Source organism: Nocardia sp. CA-290969, assembly GCF_050936135.1.
Classification (GTDB): Bacteria; Actinomycetota; Actinomycetes; order Mycobacteriales; family Mycobacteriaceae; genus Nocardia.
Genome location: NZ_JBNJNJ010000001.1, coordinates 4,049,683 through 4,069,224, shown reverse-complemented (window position 1 = coordinate 4,069,224; position 19,542 = coordinate 4,049,683). Strand labels below are relative to the sequence as shown.

At 68.3% G+C, this 19,542-nt stretch carries 16 protein-coding genes and 1 pseudogene; 8 read left to right on the top strand and 9 right to left on the bottom strand.

Annotation, left to right across the window (positions count from 1 at the left end):
* Positions 1-45: 45 nt before the first annotated feature.
* The 5 genes from ACQEVO_RS18350 (at position 46) to ACQEVO_RS18330 (ending at position 5,748) form a co-directional block, all read left to right on the top strand.
* On the top strand, positions 46-1,266 hold the full coding sequence (locus ACQEVO_RS18350) for an acyl-CoA dehydrogenase family protein (protein WP_432914854.1): 1,221 nt from the start codon (positions 46-48) through the stop codon (positions 1,264-1,266).
* 435 nt (positions 1,267-1,701) lie between these two features.
* Positions 1,702-2,646, top strand: coding sequence for an acyl-CoA dehydrogenase family protein (locus ACQEVO_RS18345; protein ID WP_432922768.1), 945 nt, complete (start codon positions 1,702-1,704; stop codon positions 2,644-2,646).
* 6 nt (positions 2,647-2,652) lie between these two features.
* Entirely contained in the window at positions 2,653-3,432 is a 780-nt protein-coding gene (locus ACQEVO_RS18340) for an enoyl-CoA hydratase/isomerase family protein (RefSeq protein WP_432914852.1), read from the top strand.
* Position 3,433: 1 nt separating this feature from the next.
* Positions 3,434-4,642 carry an acyl-CoA dehydrogenase family protein gene (locus ACQEVO_RS18335; RefSeq protein WP_432914850.1) on the top strand — a complete coding sequence of 403 codons (1,209 nt, stop codon included), beginning with the start codon at positions 3,434-3,436 and terminating at the stop codon, positions 4,640-4,642.
* Positions 4,639-5,748, top strand: coding sequence for an acyl-CoA dehydrogenase family protein (locus ACQEVO_RS18330; RefSeq protein ID WP_432914848.1), 1,110 nt, complete (start codon positions 4,639-4,641; stop codon positions 5,746-5,748). Before ACQEVO_RS18335 ends, ACQEVO_RS18330 begins: the two co-directional genes overlap by 4 nt.
* A gap of 138 nt (positions 5,749-5,886) precedes the next feature.
* On the opposite strand, the gene ACQEVO_RS18325 is transcribed toward ACQEVO_RS18330, so the two are convergent.
* The 6 genes from ACQEVO_RS18325 to ACQEVO_RS18300 form a co-directional block, all read right to left on the bottom strand.
* On the bottom strand, positions 5,887-6,573 hold the full coding sequence (locus ACQEVO_RS18325) for a histidine phosphatase family protein (protein WP_432922765.1): 687 nt from the start codon (positions 6,571-6,573) through the stop codon (positions 5,887-5,889).
* A 205-nt stretch (positions 6,574-6,778) separates the two neighbouring features.
* Entirely contained in the window at positions 6,779-8,479 is a 1,701-nt protein-coding gene (locus tag ACQEVO_RS18320) for a class I adenylate-forming enzyme family protein (protein WP_432914846.1), read from the bottom strand.
* A 285-nt stretch (positions 8,480-8,764) separates the two neighbouring features.
* The gene (locus ACQEVO_RS18315; RefSeq protein ID WP_432914844.1) at positions 8,765-9,958 is read right to left on the bottom strand and encodes an FAS1-like dehydratase domain-containing protein; all 1,194 of its coding nucleotides are present in this window, start codon (positions 9,956-9,958) and stop codon (positions 8,765-8,767) included.
* A gap of 13 nt (positions 9,959-9,971) precedes the next feature.
* Positions 9,972-10,955 (bottom strand): acrylyl-CoA reductase (NADPH), encoded by a 984-nt coding sequence (gene acuI, locus ACQEVO_RS18310; protein WP_432914842.1) that lies wholly within the window; start codon positions 10,953-10,955, stop codon positions 9,972-9,974.
* Between the two features lie 174 nt (positions 10,956-11,129).
* Positions 11,130-12,041: an SDR family NAD(P)-dependent oxidoreductase gene (locus ACQEVO_RS18305; protein ID WP_432914840.1), complete on the bottom strand. Its 912-nt coding sequence runs from the start codon at positions 12,039-12,041 to the stop codon at positions 11,130-11,132.
* A gap of 71 nt (positions 12,042-12,112) precedes the next feature.
* The gene (locus ACQEVO_RS18300; protein WP_432914838.1) at positions 12,113-13,672 is read right to left on the bottom strand and encodes a class I adenylate-forming enzyme family protein; all 1,560 of its coding nucleotides are present in this window, start codon (positions 13,670-13,672) and stop codon (positions 12,113-12,115) included.
* A gap of 82 nt (positions 13,673-13,754) precedes the next feature.
* Here ACQEVO_RS18300 and ACQEVO_RS18295 point away from each other — a divergent pair.
* From ACQEVO_RS18295 to ACQEVO_RS18285, 3 genes and pseudogenes are all read left to right on the top strand, one after another.
* Positions 13,755-14,894: pseudogene (locus ACQEVO_RS18295) on the top strand (CaiB/BaiF CoA transferase family protein); the annotation flags it as partial.
* Positions 14,895-15,262: 368 nt separating this feature from the next.
* Positions 15,263-16,531, top strand: a complete 1,269-nt coding sequence (locus ACQEVO_RS18290; RefSeq protein WP_432914836.1) for an acetyl-CoA hydrolase/transferase family protein — start codon at positions 15,263-15,265, stop codon at positions 16,529-16,531.
* A complete protein-coding gene (locus ACQEVO_RS18285) occupies positions 16,532-17,299 on the top strand; it encodes an enoyl-CoA hydratase/isomerase family protein (RefSeq protein WP_432914834.1) in 768 nt (255 codons plus the stop codon).
* A gap of 165 nt (positions 17,300-17,464) precedes the next feature.
* On the opposite strand, the gene ACQEVO_RS18280 is transcribed toward ACQEVO_RS18285, so the two are convergent.
* From ACQEVO_RS18280 to ACQEVO_RS18270, 3 genes are all read right to left on the bottom strand, one after another.
* The gene (locus ACQEVO_RS18280; RefSeq protein WP_432914833.1) at positions 17,465-17,800 is read right to left on the bottom strand and encodes a hypothetical protein; all 336 of its coding nucleotides are present in this window, start codon (positions 17,798-17,800) and stop codon (positions 17,465-17,467) included.
* A 143-nt stretch (positions 17,801-17,943) separates the two neighbouring features.
* The gene (locus ACQEVO_RS18275; protein ID WP_432914831.1) at positions 17,944-18,141 is read right to left on the bottom strand and encodes a ferredoxin; all 198 of its coding nucleotides are present in this window, start codon (positions 18,139-18,141) and stop codon (positions 17,944-17,946) included.
* A 3-nt stretch (positions 18,142-18,144) separates the two neighbouring features.
* Positions 18,145-19,434 (bottom strand): cytochrome P450, encoded by a 1,290-nt coding sequence (locus ACQEVO_RS18270; protein WP_432914829.1) that lies wholly within the window; start codon positions 19,432-19,434, stop codon positions 18,145-18,147.
* Positions 19,435-19,542 lie beyond the last annotated feature (108 nt).

Sequence of the window (19,542 nt, the reverse complement as noted above, 5' to 3'; positions counted from 1 at the left end):
CGGTAAACATTGCAATCCTTGTTAGGATTGACGTAATGTACGCCCATGGACTTCACGATGGGTGCGACCGCCGGGGAGCTCCGCGGAGAGATCCGCCGGTTGATCGCCGACGAGGTCCCCGCCGGCTATCTGGGTGCCTTCACCGATGATCCCGCCGATCTCGCTGTCGCTCAACGCTTCTGCGCGACCCTGGCCGAACGTGGGTTGTTGTGCCTGGCCTGGCCGGAGGAGTTCGGCGGGCGCGGCGCTTCGATCTGGGAACAGACCGTGGTGCGCGAGGAGATGTGGGCGCAGCACGAACCACGCGGCGCGCAGTACATGGGTGTCAACTGGGTCGGGCCGACCATCATGCGGCACGGAACGCCGGAACAGCAGCGTAAACACCTGCCGCCCATCGCGCGCGGTGAGGTGATCTGGTGCCAGGGGTTCAGTGAACCCGAGGCCGGTTCCGACCTCGCGTCGCTGCGCACCACGGCCCGCCCCGACGGCGACGGCTGGTCCATTTCGGGCCAGAAGATCTGGACATCCTACGCCACCATGGCGCAATGGTGTTTCCTGCTGGCCCGGACCTCGAGCGAGGGTCGTAAACAGCACGGGCTCACCGTCTTTCTGCTGCCGATGTCGGATCCGGAAATCACCGTGCGGCCCATCGACGCGATGCTCGGGCCGCACCATCTCAACGAAGTGTTTTTCGACGGTGTCCGCGCGACCGAGGCCGATGTACTCGGCGAGGTGGGCAACGGCTGGTCGGTCGTCCAGGAAGTGCTGGCTTTCGAACGGGTGGGTATCGCCCGCTACGCCCGCTGTGAACGACTCCTGCACGCCGCACCCGAGGTGCTCGGCGACCGCTGGGACGATATCCCCGCGGCCCTGCGCGGCCGCTGGGCCCGAATGCTCACCCGCTGCCGGCGCGCCAGACTGCTCGCTTATCAGGTTGTCTCACTGCAGGATTCGGGTACCGTCGCGCCGGGCGACGCGGCCGCGTACCGGATCGCGGTGACCCGCCTGGACCAGGAGAGCGCCGAAGTCCTGGTGGAACTCACCGCGGCGGTCCCCGCCGACAACGATGCCCGGCGCCGGTACCGGCGGGCGGTCCACGACCACTGGCGTTATGCCAATGCCGCCACCGTGGCCTCCGGCAGTATCGAAGTACAGCGCATTCTGCTGGCACGGGAACTGCTGTCCGGATCGGGGAGCGCGGGTGCGGCAGCACGGTCGGGCCGGACCGCGTCCGGCGAGAGCGGCCGCGGGCCGGCGTATGAGTGAGCCGGCCGGTGCAAGGGAGCGCTGCCGCGTGTCTACGCCGTGCGCGTTGGGTGTCGAGCCGATTCACCGGACAGCCCAGCCGGGCGCATCGCAGCCTGTGGTCGAGACGGCGGACAGTTCTGGACCGCTGGGCGGAGAGTGCTACACCGTCGGCCCGGGTCCGCGGTCCGCGGTCCGGACACCACCAGCGCAGGTCCGCTCTGAGACGCGGTGCGCGGCAACCACACACGGGATTTCCGGCGATGCGCACCGCGCGCCGGAATCCGGGGCACAACAGCCTTCCCGCCGGATCCGGCGTCGCGAGACGACCGGGGAGCGCGCGGCCGCCCACCGGGTACCGGGCGAAGATTCGAGTGCCGCCCACAATCGGCGGGGCTACCGCGGTCGGCGGAGGAGGACAGCGTGAGTACATCGACCGCCGAGGGCACCCACCGGGTGCAACTCGAACTGGCCGCGGAGGCGCAGGAATTCGGCCGCGAAGTGGTGCGCGCGCTGGGCGCGGCCGGGGGCGACGAACTCGTCCAGCGCGCGGAACGCGATCCCGCTGCCCGGGGCGGCCTGGTCGAGCCGGTGCTGGGCGATCTCGGAGTGTGGGAGCTGGCGCCGCGGCGGGATCCGGTGGAGCTCGAGGCCGCGGCCGCGGTATGCCGCGCCACCGGGTACTGGGCGGCGCCGTACCCGGTGGCCGAGCGGCTGTCCCGCCCCGACGATCCCGGCTACGACGGGCTGATCGTGGTCGCCGATGTCGAGCCCGCGGGTGCGGTGGAAGGAATCGACCTGCGCTGGGCGACCGTCTCGTTGGAAGGGGTGCGTGGGGCGGCTGCTCCGGGAGTGCCCATGGCCGCGGCCCGGGAATCGGCCTTCGTGGTCCCCTTGGACGTCCGTCCGCTGGACGGTGACGGCCGCGGTGATCTCGCGCTCGCCCTGACCCTGCCGTGCTGGACGCTGCTGGGCATGCTGGACCGCGCGCTGGAACTGGCCCGCACCCATGTGCGGATCCGCGAGCAGTTCGGGCGGCCGCTGGCCGAATTCCAGGGGGTGCAGTTCCAGCTCACCGATGCCGAGGTCGAGCGGCGGGGACTCGATGTGCTGGCCCGGTACGCGCTGTGGAGTATCCAGTCCGGTCGCGCGGAGGCGGTCGACGATGCGCTGGCGTTACGGCTCGCCGCGATCGAGGCCGCCGATATCGTGTTCCGGGTGGCGCATCAGTTGCACGGTGCCGTCGGTTTCTGCGATGAGACCACACTGTCCTGGCTGTCCCGTTACAGTCTGCCGCTGCGCCGGTTACCGGTCGGCGCGGTGGGTACCGAGGAAGCGTTGACGAGCCGGATCGGCCGCCGCGGTCTGGCCGGTTTGTTCTCCGACCCGGCGGGAGTGTGAGGCACTATGCGATACGACCTGCCCGAGGTGCTCACCGTCACCGCCGACGGCCCGGTGCGCACGGTCACCATCAACCGCCCGGACGAGCTGAACGCGGTGAACGCGGATCTGCACCGGGCGCTGGCCCAGGTCTGGCGGCAGCTCGCCGCCGATACCGAGGCACGAGTGGTGATCCTGACCGGCGCGGGCCGGGCCTTCAGCGCCGGCGGCGACCTGGACTGGATCACCTCGTTCCTCGACGACCCGGTGGCCCGCGACGAGAGCATCCGCGAAGGCGCGGAGATCATCGAGGAACTGCTGCGCTGTCCGCTGCCGGTGATCGCCGCCGTCAACGGTCCGGCGGTGGGTTTGGGCGCCAGTATCGCGATACTGTGCGATATCGTGCTCATCTCCGACCGCGCCCACCTCGCCGACCCGCACGTGGCGGTCGGGCTGGTGGCCGGTGACGGGGGCGCGGCGTTCTGGCCGCTGCTGACCCCGATTCTGCGCACCCGCGAATACCTCTACACCGGCGACCGGATCGACGCCGCCACCGCGGTGGAACTCGGGCTGGCCAGCCGGGTGGTGCCCGCCGGCGAGTTGCTTGCGGCCGCCCGCAGCCTCGCCGACCGCTTGGCGAAACAACCGCAGAACGCGCTGAGCAGCACCAAACGTGTGGTGAACATGTATCTTTCGCAGGCGCTGGCCGGCCCGTTGCAGGCGGGTTTCGCGGCCGAGGTGGTGACCATGCAGTCGCCGGAACACCGGGAACGGCTCGAAGCCCTGCGCGGACGGGCCCGGCGATAACGTGGGCGCCGCAACCTCTTCGGGCGATCTCGCCGATTTCCGGGCCGCGGTGCGGGAATGGTGCCGGACCCATGTGCCGGCCGATTGGCGCACCGCCCAGACCGGCGCCGCCGACGCGGAATTCGTCACGTTCCAGCAGAACTGGTTCCAGGAGCTGCGTTCCGCGGGGTACGCGGTGCCGCACTGGCCGCGCGAATACGGCGGCGGAATGCCGATCCCCGAACAGATCGTGCTCTATCAGGAACTCGCCGCGCACGACGCACCCCGACTGGTGCTGGCGTTCGTGGCGATCCACCACGCCGCCGCCACCCTGCTCGCCGCGGGTACCGACGCCCAGCGGCAGCGGCATCTGCCCGCGATCCTGGACGGTGAGCTGTGGGTGCAGGGGTTCTCCGAGCCGGGCGCGGGGTCCGACCTCGCCTCGCTGCGTACCGCGGCCCGCCGTGACGGCGACGACTACGTGGTGACCGGCCAGAAAGTCTGGGCCAGCGGCGCGCAATACGCCGACTGGTGCCTGCTGCTGGCCCGCACCGATCCGGACGCACCGAAACGCAAGGGCATCTCGTATTTCCTGATGGATATGCGCAGCCCCGGTCTCGAGGTGCGGCCGATCCGGCAGGCCACCGGCGAATCCCATTTCTGCGAGATCTTCCTCGACGAGGTGCGGATCCCGGCCGCCAACCTGATCGGCGGCGAGAACCGCGGCTGGCAGGTCGCACAGCAGACGCTCGGCGCCGAACGCGGCCTGACCATGCTGGAACTGGCCGAACGCCTCGGCAATGCGGGATTCGGGTGGCTGGTGGAGGAATGCCGGAAACCGGACGCCTTCGGTACGCCCGCCCTCGACGACCCGCTGATCGCCGACCGGCTGGCCCGGCTGGAAACCGAACTCACCGGCCTGCGGGCACTGTGCCGCGACCTGGTCGAACGGCACGATGCGGGAACCGTCGGCCCGGCCGATGCCTCTATCGTCAAGCTGTACTACAGCGAACTCCTGCAGCGGATGACCGATTTCGGCGCCGAGATCAGCGGCCTGCCGGGCCAGTCGATCCTGCGCAAACCCATGTCCGGCGGCTGGGAATCCGGCGCCTGGGTACTGGATTTCGTCGGCTCCTGGGAATGGACGATTCCCGGCGGCAGCAGCGAGATCCAGCGCACCATCATCGGCGAGCGCGGGCTGGGCCTGCCCAGAGAACCGGCGGGGGCATGATGAGCGACTTCCACGAGTTCCACGACGAACTGCGCACCGTGGCGCGGGAACTACTGGGAAAGGCGGGTGCGGCCGCGGTGGAATGGCCTGCCCTGACCCGAGCCGGCTGGACCGGACTGGAAACGGCGGACGAATTCGACGGCGCCGCGGCCACGTTCACCGAAATCGCGATCCTGCTCGAGGAGATCGGCCGGGCCGCCGCCCGCACCCCGTATCCCGCGGTCGTCGCGACGGGTATCGGCGCCCTGAACCTACTGGAGCCGAGTACCCGCCGCGACGCCGTACTGCGTGAGACCGTCGCGGGGACTGCGTTGCCCGTGGCGGTGCTCGCTGGAGATATGGTGCCGGCGGCCGGCGGCGAAACGGCGTGTGCCGGCACCGGAGGCATAGTACCCACCTTCGAATTGGTCCAAACCGGTCCGGAATATTTGTTGTCCGGGGCGGCCGACTATGTACTCGAGGCCCCGTCGGCGACCGTCCTGCTGGTCCCCGCCCACGCTGCCGACGGCACGCCCGGCATCGCCGTGGTCGAACCGGGTGTCACCGGTCTGGAGGTCACCGAACAGCCGGTCGTCGACGAGACACGCTCGTTCGGCCGGGTCACCGCGCACGACGTGGCACTGACACCGCAGTCGTTCCAGCTGTTCGCCCCCGGCACGCCGCAACCGCTGCGCCACCTCTACGACCGGGCCGCTCTCGCGGTCGCCTGCGACAGCCTGGGCGTCGCGGCCGCCATGGTGGACGCGACCGTCGACTACACCCGGGTCCGCGAACAGTTCGGCCGCCCCATCGGCTCCTTCCAGGCGGTCAAACACGCCTGCGCCGATATGCTCGTCGACCTGACCGTCGCGCGCCAGTTGGTCACCGCTGCACTGTCCGCCATGGCGGAGGGCGCCCCCGAAGTCGGCCGCGCGGTGAGCATGGCGAAATCGTTCACCGGCGAAGCAGCAGTCCGGGTCGCGGGCCAGGCCATGCAACTCCACGGCGGCATCGGCTACACCTGGGAGAGCGGAATCCACCGCTACCTCAAACGCGCCACTCTCGACCGCACCCTCTACGGCTCACCCACGGCCCACCGCCGCGAACTCGCCGCTCGCTATCGGTGATTCGGCCGGGACACGACACCGCAGCTACCGGAGTTGCCCTGTCCGGTAGATCGGGCTTCAGGCCCTGTTGTCACGCGAACCAACGGCGATGTCCCCCGTCTGTCTGCACTCGGACGGGGGACAATCGGTAAGGGCGGATCAGGTGGTGGGGCTGCCGTCCCAGGAGACGAGCTTCCAGCCCTTGTCCGGGGTGCCCTTGACCACTACCCGGGCGGTGTTCTGCAGCGGATCGTTCTGCAGTTTGCTCAGGTCCGGGTTGGATACCGACATGGCCGTCCAGATCATGATGGCGCCGCCGTGGGAGAAGATCGTCGCGCGTTTGCTGCCGCGGTTCTGGATATCGCGGAGGGAGTCGTCCATCCGCTGCTTGAATTCGTGGCCGTTGATCGAGCCGGGGATGCGGGCGTCCCGGTTGCCCTGGATCCACTGCAGCGGTGCTTCGAAGTAGGTCCGGCCCGCGTCGTGCTCCGGTTGGCCCTCGTAGATTCCGGCCTCGATCTCGTGGAGACCAGGCTCGACGGTCACGGGTTGCCGGCACCGGTCCGAAGTCGGTTTCGCCGTCTGCTGGGTCCGGATCATCTTCGACGCGTAGATACCGTCGAATTTGCAATCGGCCAGGTACCCGGCTACCGCTTCGGCTTGGGCCCAGCCCTTGTCGGTCAGTTCGGGGCCCGGGGTGGAGGTATCTATCAGGCCGGAAGCGTTGCCGGCCGATTCGCCGTGGCGGATGAAGGTGAGGAACATTTCACCGGCGTGCGGTTCGGCGACCGCGGTACCGCCGCCGGCGATGAGGATCGCAGCCGCCGCGACGATCGCTCCGATCATCGCGGACAGGCGAGATTTGATCAGGTACACAGGGACTCCTCCGGGATGGATCCGGGCCACGCTGGAACGGAAAAGTGGCCAGAACCGGTACGTTAAGTGCAGAAGGGGAGAACGTCCGGGTTCTTCCCGCTGAATGACATTCTCGGCGAGTCACCTGCCACGGGTCGGCTACTCGGCCCGGGAGCTCGTCGTGGCGCCGCCGCGCCTACTCGGTGGCGAGTCGTTGCGCCGCCAGCGTCCGGAGGTCACTGGATTTGATCTTGGCGCTCGAGCTGAGCGCGAGATCGTCCTCGGTGAAGAACAGGATTTCGCGGGGGACCTTGTAGCTGGCGAGCTGGGTGCGCAGGTGGTCGCGGATGGCGGCGGCGTCGAGCGTGTGGCCGGTATGCGGGACCACGCAGGCAACGACCATTTCGCCGAGGGTTTCATGGGGGACACCCACGGTGCGGCCGATCTTCACGCCGGGGTACTGGGCGAGGATCTCGTCGACCTCGAGGGGAGAGACGTTCGCGCCGCCGGTTTTGATGATGTCGGTGAGCCGGCCTTCCCAATAGAGGCGGCCGGCGTCGTCGAGGTAGCCGCCGTCGCCGGTGTGGAAGTAGCCCTCGTCGTCCAGGGTTTCGTCCAGCGGGGTGCCCACGTAGCCGAGCATGAGGGTGGGGCCTTTGACACAGATCTCGCCGTGGTCGCCGCGGTTCAGTGTGGCGCCGGTGAGCGGATCGGCGATTTTGATCGTGTTCCCGGGCAGCGGCACCCCGCTGCTCCCGGCGATCGTTTCTTCCGGTGTGCAGGCCGGGAAACAGGTGGTGATGGTGAAGGTTTCGGTATTTCCGTAGGCGTGACCGGGTTCGGTCCAGTCGGTGTCGATGGTGGGATGGGTGGCCAGCGGGAGGTCGCGGTCGACGAACTTCAGGCTGCTCAGGTCCACGGTGTCCCAGTTGGGGGCGCCCTGCAACTGGGCGTGCTGGTGCGGCCACGACACCGGGAAGGTGACCCGCTGGGCCTGCATCAGGTTCAGCGCCGCCTCGGCGTCGAACAGCGACTGCAGGATCAGGGTGCCGCCGGCGGCGAGGGTCGAGCCGAGCGCCTGGCCGAAGTTACCCGACCAGAAGAAACCGTTGGCGGTCCAGCAGCGCACCTCGTCGTCCGGGCTGAAGCCGAACATCCGGCGGAACCGCCACAGCTGGATCGTGACCCCGCGGTGCGCGTTGCGGATACCTTTCGGCTTGCTGGTGGTGCCGGAGGAGAAGAACAACACGGCCGTATCACTGGGCTGTACGGTCGCGGCGGTCGCGGTGATCAGCGCGGGATCGGTGTCCTTACCGCGGGCCAGGAAGTCGTCCCAGCTCTCGATCGCCGTTCCGGGATGCGGATCGCCCACCACGGCGGCATAGCGCAGGAACGGGTACTCGGTGGAGGCCACGGCACCGGGTTCGGCTGTAGCGAGCTGCGGTTCCAGGCCGGTGAGCACCTCACCGAAATCTGTTTTCGCGACCCGGCGTTCGAACAGCAGCACCGAAACCCCGGAGATCCGGAGCAGATGATCGAGCTCCGGCTGCGTGGAGAAGGTGCTCAGCGCCACCGCGACCCCACCGGCCAGCGAGGTCCCGAAAACCGCGGCCAGCCATTCCGCGCGGTTGGTCATCAGCACCCCGACGCGGCTGTCCTTGCCCACCCCGCATGCCCGCAGTGCCCGCGCGACCTCGTTCGCCCGTTCCCACAGATCGGCGTAGCTCCATTCGGTCCCGTCCTCCGGCGAGACCAGCGCGGTGCGCTCGGCGTAGGACTCGGTGACCTCCCGGAGAAAGCCCGGTAGCGTGAGCGTGCCCAGACCGGGCTCCTCGGCGAGGGGCGGACCGGCGACGACAGCCGCCGTATCGGGGGTGGGCTCGGTACCGGTGCTCATCGCCGGTGTCCTCTCTGATGGTGCACCGCACGCGGTGCACGAATGGTGCTGTCGAGGGGACCGGGCACCCCATATTGCGCCTGGCCCGTGGTTCTGTTGTCCGCCCCGGGCCTCGGTGTATCCCGTTGCGCGGTCCGGCGTTCCGCCGAATCGCCCCGGCAGTGCAGCGCTGCGGGCGGGGACCGCCGTGGTAGTGGGTCGGGGCCTGCAGTGTGCGGCCGAGTTCTCGGTCCGTTCTCTTGTGCCCTCGTGCGTCGCGCCGTGGTGCGGCGCACGAGGGTCCTCTCACAGCGGGAGTTCGACCTCGGCCGTGCAGGAAACCAGCGTGCCGCCGTCCTGGTTGGTGAGTTTCAGCTTCACCTGGACCAGCGGCACACCCCAGGTCGATTCCGGGGTCTTGTCCACGATCTCGGCGTCGAAATAGGTGACATCGCCTTCGAACGCGGGACCCCGGAAATCGGCCTTCGTGTGCCGGACCATCCCGTCGTTTCCGGCCCAGTAGGCCAGATAATCCGTGCACCAGGCGCCCATGGTGGCCCCGTACCCGTAGGCGCGGGCCATCCCCACATCACTGGCCTTGTCGGCGTCGATATGGCCGCGCGAGGGGCCGACGTACAGACCGTCACGCAACCGGGGGTCGATTTTCGCGCCCTCTTCGTCGAAACCGAAACCTTCGGTCCAGCCGGGATCCTGGTAGACCCACGGATCGTCGATCCCCTCGGGCGCGGTCCATCGGAAGGTGCCCCAGATATTGAAGAGGAATGCCCGGTACTCGGTGGTGAAACTGGCGATACTGTGCGGGCCGATCACCCGGCGCGGCAGTTTGTCGCCGACCTTCACCTCGTCGAAATGCGGTGACACTCCGAGCCGGTTCGAATGCAGCCATTCGGTGCGCAACGCGTCGACCTCGGCGAGTTCGGCGGCCGTCCACTTCTTGATCTCGCCCAACTGGTTCTCGTACATCCCGCGTTTGTTCGCTTCCTCGGCGAGGTAGCGGATCGCGGTGGACCGTTCCTTGGCGACGAGCGCCCCGTGCTGGTTGCGGTGCACGGTATCGCCGCGGGAGAACATGGTGGGCCCGGCGAATTTCGTCTCCGCCACCTTGTAGTCGTGGAACCGCCGCTCCTGGAACAGCTGGTCACCGGGCCGCACGGGGCAGCCGTAGAACCACCACTCCTCGCCGCCGAAGATCAAGTGGCTGTCCGGGATATGCCCCACGCAGGCCGGTGCCGCGCCGTGACCGTAATCGAGGGCGACCGCGATCGACTGCGGCGCCACGAGCCCGCCGTACCGGGATTCGCGGGCGAATTCCTGATCCCAGTGCAGCGGATTCGGATAATCCATCGCCATCACCCAGCGCCGGATATCCGAGGTACTGCACGGATCCCAGAGCTGGCCGCCGCCGATCGGTTTGCCCACGCGGTGTTCGACATCGCTCAGGTCGAGTTCGACGGGGGCTTCGGTCGCCTTCTTGGTCACGAGAAACTCCTGCTCAGCGGTTCACATCGACGACTGTGCGGCCGCGGACGGTGCCCGCGATGAACCCGCCGGCCGCCTCGATCGCCTCGCCGAGGGAGATTTCCCGGGCGATCGAATCGAGCACGGTGGGATCGAGGTCGCGGGCCAGCCGGGCCCAGGCGTCGAGACGTTTCTGGAGGGGGGCCATCACACTGTCCACACCCAGCAACGAGACGCCGCGCAGGATGAACGGGGCGACGGTCGCCGGGAAATCCATGCCCTGGGCCAGCCCGCAGGCGGCCACCGCGCCGCCGTAGCGGGTCTGTGCGGCGGCATTGGCCAGCGTGTGGCTGCCCGCGGTGTCCACGACACCGGCCCAGCGCTCCTTCTGTAGCGGTTTGCCCTTCTCGGCGAGTTCGGCGCGGTCCACGATCGTGGTGGCACCGAGCTGCTTCAGGTAGGCGTGTTCATCGGCCTTGCCGGTGGCGGCGACGACGGTGAAACCCGCCTTGGTGAGCAGGGCGATGGCGACACTGCCGACGCCGCCGGTCGCGCCGGTGACCAGGATTTCGCCGGCGTCCGGGGTGAGACCGTGGTTCAGCAGCGCGTCCACGCAGAGTGCGGCGGTGTAGCCGGCGGTGCCGATCGCCATGGCCTGGCGTTCGGTGAACTCGGCGGGCAGCGGGATCAGCCAGTCACCGTTGAGCCGGGCGCGCTGGGCCAGGCCGCCCCAGTGGGTTTCGCCGACACCCCAGCCGTTGAGGACGACCTTGTCGCCCGCGGACCAGCGGGAGTGGCTGCTGCTGGTCACCGTGCCGGCGAGGTCGATACCGGGAACCATCGGGAACTTGCGCACCACGGGGGAGGCGCCGGTGATCGCGAGGGCGTCTTTGTAGTTGAGGGTGGAATAGGCCACCTCGATTTCGACGTCACCCTCGGGCAACCGGTTCTCGTCCACGCTGGTGAGTTCGACCTGGGGGCCGGCTTCGCCCTTGTTGATCACAATTGCGGAGAACATCGGTGATGTGGTCCTTCCTCGATCCGTTCGGATATGTGCCGTTCCAGCATCTCGAACGGCAATGGCTCGGTGGACGGGTGCCGGTCCGCTCGCGCAGTGGAGAGTTATATTCTCCAAATACAAGAATGATATTTCCACCCGTGCTTATCGGTGTCAACACCCTGGCCGGGGCGGTCAGCGCGCGGTCCAGCCGCCGTCGACGACGATGGTCTGCCCGGTGACGTAGCGCCCCGCGTCACCGGCCAGCCAGACGATCGCGCCGACCATGTCCTCGGCGGTTCCTTCGGTGGGCAGTGGAATATTGCGCCGCAGATATTCGGCGCCGCGCTCGCTGTCGTACAGGCTGTCGGTGATCTCGCTGCGGAAGAACCCCGGCGCCACCGTATTCACCCGGATCGAATGCCGGGCCCATTGCACCGCGAGCTCCGAGGTGAGCCCCGACAGGCCGGCTTTGCTCGCGGCATACGACGCCTGCGGAATACCGGGTACCCCGACGCGCCCGCTGATCGAGGAAATGTTCACGATCGAACCGCGCCCGAGATCACGCATATACGGGAACACCTGCTGGGCCAGCAGCAGCGGAGCCAGCAGATTCAGGTCCAGGGTGCGCCGGATGTCGTCGAGTGGTTCCGATTCCGCGCGTTCGGTGCCGAAACGGTTCCCCGCGGCGTTGATCAGGATCTCCGGCGGCCCCAGCCGCTCGGCCACCGCCGGTCCGATCTCGGCGATCCCGCCGGGGTCGGACAGATCACAACCCAGGGCAAATCCGCCGATCTCGCCGGCCAGCTCCGCGAGCCGGTCGCGCCGCCGCGCGACCACGGCCACCCGCGCGCCCAGCCCGGCGAGCGCCCGGCTCACCGCGGCGCCCAGCCCGGACGACGCGCCCGTGACGATCGCGGTCCGGCCGTCGAGTGTGAACGACGGCAGGGCGGGTACGGGATCGCCGGCGGTCAAGGGATGCGCCGGACGGTGCGAAGGTCCGGCGTGGTCGTGGCGCCCGGCCGGCTTCTCGCGCGGCGCCGGTGAGTCGTCTCGATCCGGTGCGGGTGCCGGCCCGGCAACCGCGGTCGGGCCCGGTGCGCTCATACGGTATCCGGCCGGCGGGTGCGAGATCCCGGCGTCGTCACGCGGCGTTGCCGGCTCCGGAAGTGACCTGCTCATGCGGTGCCCGCGCGGGTGATGATGCCGGGGAGTTCGGTGCGTACCACTTTGCCCATGGCATTGGTGGGCAGCGATTCGACGGCTGCCCAGATTTCGGGAACCTTGTATCCGGCGAGCTCGCGCCGGCAGTATGCGCCGAGTTCGGTGAAATCCACTGGGGCCCCGTTCGTTTCGATCACCGCCGCGACCTGCTGTCCAAGTCTTTCGTGCGGTATCCCGCAGACCGCGGCCTTGCCCACCGCGGGATGGGTGTCCAGGACGCGCTCCACCTCGAGCGGGTAGATATTCGCGCCCCCGCGGATGATCACCATCTTCTTGCGATCGAGCAGCGTGAGCCAGCCCGCCGGGTCGACCTTGCCGATATCGCCGGTGGCGACCGGGCCCTCGGGGGGCGGCCGGATACCACCGTCGGCCCAGTGTCCCAGCAGCGGACGCCACAGCTCGGCCCACGGTCCCGCGGTCTGCCCGGCCAACCGCAGTTCGCCGGTTTCGCCCGGTGCGAGACGATTTCCGTCGTCGTCGTAGGCCGCCACATCGTAGTGCGGCAGTACCCGGCCGCTGGTTCGTGGATGCCACTCCTCGCCGGGTGGGTCGATCGAAACGACTGTAGGGGCCTCGGTGAGTCCGTAGGTGACCCGCGGGACGAGTCCGTGTGCGGCGGCGAAGGCCGCGCGCAGGGTGTCCGGCGTATCGCTGCCGCCGCTCCAGACCTCCCGCAGCGAACCGAGGTCGAGTTCCGGGCGGGCTGCCAGATCGAAGAGCTGGGCGGGCGCGCCGTTCCAGACCGTCACGTTCCGGGTCGCGATCCATTCCGCGACCCCGGCCACATCGCGGCGGTCCATGATCACCGCGCAGCCGCCGGCCTGAGCGGTGAGCAACGTGGACAGGATGATCATGTTGAGGATGGTGAGCGGGAAACTATCGCCTTTGCGCAGATCCGGGCCCCAGCCGCGGGTCGCCACCAGGGCGGCGCCGGGCAGCAGCATAGTGCGCTGGCTGTGCACGACCGCTTTCGGCCGGCCGGAGGTGCCGCTGGTGAAGGCGATGCCCGCCGGTGCGTCGAGGCCGGTGGTCACCGGCGATGCCGCGGGGGCGTCCTGGGCTGCTGCCCACTGTGCGGGGTCCACACAGGCCGGTGAGTCGACCTGGCAGCGTGGCCCGGCCAGGACGACCTTCGGCTCGATCAGATCGTGCAGGTACTGCTGTTCGGCGGCGGCCATGGCTTCGCCGATCCCCGCCCAGATCGCACCGATGCGCTGCGCGCCGTGGAAGGCGGCGACGATATCGAGGTCGTTGGGCAGGCAGGCCGCCACCCGGTCGCCGGGGCGCACCCCGAACGACCACAGCGCCGCCGCGGCGGCATCGGCGTGCCGGTCGAGTTCACGGTAGGACCAGATGCCCGCGGCCGCTTCGATCGCGGGGGCGTCCGGATGTGCCGCGAGGGCAGGCTGGAGCACCTCGGCGACGGACGCGGGCAGGCGGATCGCCCGGCCGCCGTCGGCCGCGGTCTCCGCGCCGCCGCCGGGAACGACGTTCTCGCCATTGAAACTGGGCACCCATACTTGATATCACTATCCTTACAAAGATTCATCAGATAGCCGTCGATTTGTTCGCGCGGCCCGGTGAAGGTAGGGCGCAATGCAGCACACAGGGCCGCTGGCCGGGGTCCGGGTGATCGATCTGACCGCCATGGTGATGGGCCCGTACTGCACCCAGATCATGGCCGATATGGGTGCCGACGTGATCAAGATCGAACCCCCGGCCGGGGACAACACCCGGTACATCTCCGTGGGTCCCGAGGAGGGGATGGCCGGGGTTTTCGTGAATGTGAACCGTGGTAAACGCAGCGTGGTCCTCGACCTGCGCGAAGAGTCGAACAAGTCGGTGCTGCGCGAACTGATCGCCGAGGCCGATGTGTTCATCCATTCCATGCGCGGAAAAGCCGTCACCGCATTGGGTTTCGGCTACGAGCAGGTAGCGGCGGTGAACCCGGCGATCGTCTACACCAACTGCTACGGCTACGGCCGCCGCGGCCCCGATGCCGACCGCACCGCCTACGACGACACCATCCAGGCCGAATGCGGCCTGCCGTACGTGCAGCAGTTGCTCACCGGCGAACCGGGCTATGTCGGCACGATCATGGCCGACAAGATCGCCGGGATGACCGCCCTCTACGCGACGATGATGGCGCTGTTCCATCGCGAACGCACCGGGGAGGGACAGGAGGTGGAGGTGGCCATGTTCGAAACCATGGCCGCGTTCATGCTGGTGGAACACGCCAACGGCGCCCTGTTCGATCCCCCGCTGGGTACCGCGGCCTATCCGCGGGCGGTCACCAGCGAACGCACCCCGTACCGCACCGCCGACGGTTACATCTCCGCACTGGTCTACAACGACAAACAGTGGAACGCATTCGTGGGCGCGGTGAAACCGGACTGGGCCGGACCGGAACTCGCTACGCTCGCGCAGCGGGCCGCCCGAATCGGCACTGTGTACGCCCATCTGCGCACGACCTTCCTCGGCCGCACCACCGCCGAATGGCTGGACCTGCTGAATTCCCTTGATATCCCGGCCGCACCCGTGCACACCCTCGACGACCTGTTCGACAACCCCCAGCTGACGGCCACCGGCTTCTTCGAGACGGTCGAAACCCCCACCGGGCCCGTACGTTTCCCGGGGCCGCCCACGTGGTTCTCCCGCACGCCGGGACGGGTCGCGGGGCCTGCACCCAGGCTGGGTGAGCATACCGACGAGGTTGTGCACAGTGTCGCCGGCGCCGCTGCCCGAGCCGTGGGGGCCGCCACGCAATCCTCGGCGCCCGGGGTGGCACAGGCAGGCGGCCGGCCGGTCGAAGCGCTCGAACCAGGGTCCGGAGGGACAGCCGAAGCCGTACCGGCCGGTGCGGCGCATCCAGGGTCCGAAGCCGATCCTGTCCAGGCCGGGCCGGCGACCGGGGATGCGCCCGAAGCCGGGCCGAGGAGGCCGGGTGCCGCCGAAACCGTTTCCGGCGGTGCGGCACACCCGGTGACGGGAGCTGCGACCGACACCGATCCTGTGCAGGCCGGCGCGGAAGAACCCGGTGCCACTGCTCGGCAAGTGAGATCCGTGGGGGCCCGGGTGACTCCCTCGGATCGGGGCGAGCGCCGATGACCACGATCGAAGCCGCCGAACTCGACCTGCGCCGATACCTACGCGCGGGGGACCGGATCGTAATCGGTCAGGCCTGCGGGGAACCGACCACGCTGATCGAGGCACTGATCGCTCAGGGCCGCGATATCGGTGGGCTGTCCGCCTTCGTCGCCACCAGTTTCTCCGGAATCTTCACTCCGGAAGCCGTCGAATCGTTCGCGCTGTCGAGTATGGGTGCGATCGGTTCGCTGCGCGCGCTCACCAAGGCGCACCGGTTGGGGATCATCCCGTGTCACGTCAGCCGGGTGGGTCCGATGATCGATGACGGAACCCTCGGCTGCGATGTGGCCTTCGTCCAGGTAAGCGCGGCCGATGAGAACGGCCGGCACAGTTTCGGGCTGATCGGCGATCACACCCGGGCGGCCGTGGACCGGGCGCGAGTGGTGATCGCCGAGGTCAACGATCAGGTGCCGTGGACCCCCGGTGAAGGTCTGCACGCCGACGAGATCGATTGCGCGGTCCGGGTTTCGCGCCGCCCGGTCCAGGTTCCGCCCGCCGCGATCGGACCCACCGACGAAGCCATCGCGAAATACGTCGCGACCTATATCGAAGACGGCGCCGTGCTGCAGGTCGGTGTCGGTGCCGTCCCCGACGCCGTGCTGCGTTTGCTGGGCGACCGCCGGGATCTCGGTGTCCATTCCGGGATGATCGGCGACGGTCTGGTCGACCTCATCGAGGCCGGGGCGGTCACCAACGCGCGCAAGCAGATCGACCCCGGGGTAACCGTCACGGGTGCGCTCATCGGCACCGACCGGCTGTACCGGTTCGCCGACCGCAACCCGCAGCTGCGGCTGTGCGCGACCTCCTACACCCACGACGCGGCGGTGCTCGCGCGGCTCGACCGGCTGGTCACCCTCAATTCCGCGATGGAAGTCGATCTCACCGGACAGGTGAACGCCGAGCAGAGCGGTCCGGCCTATCTGGGCGGCACCGGCGGCCAGGTCGATTTCGTCCGGGCGGGCGCCCGCTCGCGCGGTGGGCATGCGGTGATCGCGCTACCGGCGACCGCGAAAGGCGGCACGGTGAGCCGGATTACCGCCCAGCTGTCGGGGCCGGTGACCACGGCCCGCAGCGATGTCGACGTGATCGTCACCGAATTCGGTGCCGCCGAACTGGCCGGGTGCTCGCTGGCCGAACGTACCCGCCGGCTGATCGCCATCGCCCATCCGGATTTCCGGGAAGACCTGGACCGGGCCGCTTCCGAGATCCAGCGAAGAGGATTCTGAATGTCCGACGCCGTACTGTTCGATGCCCGCCCCGACGGCATCGCGGTGATCACCTTGAACCGACCCGAGCGGCGCAACTGCCTGGACAAAGATATCCGGGCCGGCCTGTTCGCGGCCTGGGACCGTTTCGAACACGACCCGTCGCTGCGGATCGCGATCCTGACGGGCGCGGGCAGTAAAGCGTTCTGCGCGGGCGGGGATCTCGCGGAAATGGTCGAAACCCGGATGGCCGAACCGCCCCGCGATATGTTCCCGCTGCCCTACGACACCATCGAACTGTCCAAACCCACCATCGCCGCCGTCAACGGCGCCGCCTTCGCCGGCGGCTGGATGATCGCCCAGGCCTGCGATCTGTGCGTGGCCAGCACGACCGCGACGTTCGCGGTCACCGAGGTGAAGGTCGGCCGCAGCTCGCCCTGGGCGGCGCCGCTGATCCATATGATCCCCCAGCGGATCATGATGGAAATCCTGCTGACCGGTGACCCCGTCACCGCCCGGCGCGCCTACGAGATAGGCCTGGTCAACCGCCTCGCCGAACCGGACGACCTGCTGGATACGGCGCTCGAACTGGCGGGCAAGATCTTGGCCGGCGCACCCTTGTCGGTACGCGCGGCGCGCGAAACGGTCATGCTGGCAACCGAGATGAGCCGGTCGGCGGCGCTGGAGGCAGCGCGGCACGCAGCGTCCCGGGCTTACCGCAGCGCGGACGCTCAGGAAGGACCCGCTGCCTTCGCGGAGAAGCGGAAACCGCGCTGGACAGGTCGCTGAACTGCGGACCCGTGAGCCGGTGTTCCGCGGCGGAATATGCGGGCTGATCGAAGGATTCGGCGGTGGCGAGGACGGGCACTGTTGATGCGCCCGCCCTCGTCACCCGATGGATACCCGTTCAGCCTCCGTGTTCCCCGGTGGCCGAGCGGGTGTCTCGGGACCGGCTCAGGGAAGAACCTGCGGCACCACGGCAGGGTTCACGGCACCGACCAGCGCACCGATGAGGCCGCCGAGGATGGGGCCACCCGAGCCGGTGGCCGAACCCACCGCCGAGCCGATTCCCGCGCCCAGCGCCGCACCGTTGAGCACCGGATCGGGGTACTGCGCGCCCGGGTTGGTGGTGTGCTGCGGGGTCTCCAGCGGAATACCGGCGACGGGGGCGGCAACCTGCGGAGAAGGTACCGGAGCGGTGTGCGCGGACGCGCTGCCCGCAACAGCGGCCGTAGCGAGGAGCGGGAGCGCCGAGGCCACGACAGCCTTGGCTACAAAATTCGAGAACATTGCTCGCCTTTCGAACGAGTTCGGAAAGATTCTCAGACTAGCCTCGGCGGTAGGCAATTTCCAACGCTGAGGAAAAGAGCCGACCGGTAAGCCGAATTCCGATGTGCCGCAATTCGGATACATGGTGGCAGCCGGGATGATTCCTATGTCTCGTCGACGATTTTGATCGCCCATTCGGGGCAGGCGTCCTTGGCGGTCTGCACCGCCTCGGTGAGGTCTTCGGGGATCTCGGTGTCGATGGCCTCGGCGTAGCCGTAGTCGTTGAGCGTGAAGACTTCCGAGCACAGGGTGGTGCAGATTCCGTGACCTTTGCAGGAATCCGCGTCGACGATCACCTTCATGGGTCAGCCTTCCGTCCGGTCGAATTCCAGGTGCAGTTCGGTGATTCCGCGCAGGATGAATGTCGGCAGATAGGTGTATTTGCGCTCGTCCGCCGGGCCGTGCACGCTCTCGTCGATCCGGATATCGGTGGTGCGTTCCAGCAGGCGTTTGATCGCGACCTTCGCCTCCGCCCGGGCCAGCGGCGCGCCGGGGCAGGTGTGGATACCGCGGCCGAATGCGATATGGGAACGGGCGTTGGCGCGCTGCGGATCGAAGGTGTCCGGGTTCTCGAAGCGGCGGGGGTCGCGGTTGGCGCCGCCGTTGGCCAGCATCAGCACCGTACCGGCCGGAACCTCCACGCCGCCGACGGTGGTGTTCTTCTTCGCCATCCGGAAATCGCCCTTCACCGGGCTTTCCATCCGCAGCATTTCCTCGATGAAATTGTTGATCCGCTCGTGGTCGGCGCGCAGCCAGCGTTGCAGTTCCGGGTCTTCGGCGATCATCTTCAGCGACGAGGACAACAACCGCACGGTGGTTTCCTGGCCTGCCGAGAAGAGATTGGCGGCGACGCGCACCACATCCAGCACCTCGGGTTGGCTGCCGTCGGGGAAGGTGGCCTCGGCGAGGCTGGTGAGCACATCGTTGCGCGGGTCGGCGCGGCGGTCCTCGATATATCCGGAGAACTTCCCGTAGAGGAACTCGATCGGGTTGTGCGACATCCCGCCTTCGCCCTCGGTGCTGCCGACCGTTTGCTTGCGGTGCGGGTCGCGCTGCAGGGCATTGAGGAACTCTTCCTGATCCTCCGGCGGGACCCCCAGCAGGTCGGCGATGATGTAGAGGGTGAAGGGGCCGGCGAAATCGCGGATCATATCGCCGCGACCCGCGGCCAGGTACTCGTCGAGCACCTTATCGGCCATATCCCACATCGCCTCCTCGTTCTCCTTGAGGCGTTTCGGGGTGATGAGCCGCATGAGCAAGCCGCGGTGCGCGGTATGGGTGGGCGGGTCCAGCGTCGGCAGCTGATCGCTGAGCGGCAGTGAATCCCGGTGTTCGGCGATGAGCGCGTCCACATCGGAGTTCTCGTCGATGGGAACCGGAAAACCGGGGAACGGACCGGTGACCGAAATGCAGGACGAATACTGTTCGGCGTCGTTGAGGACTTCCAGCGCCTCGTCGTAGCCGGTCACCATCATGACGTTGTGGTGCTTCTCCCGGGTCACCGGGCACTGGTCGCGAAGAGCCTGGAAATACGGGTACGGATCCGCGATCAACTCCTGTCCGAGGAAGAAGTCCAGATCCTGGAAGTTTTTCACGTGACGGTTCCCTTCGCTCCGCCGGCTCCCGCCGCCACGAGCAGCTCCGCCGGTTGACTTCCGCATTTGAGAATATAACTCTCATCTGTGAGTATGAGATTTCCACAC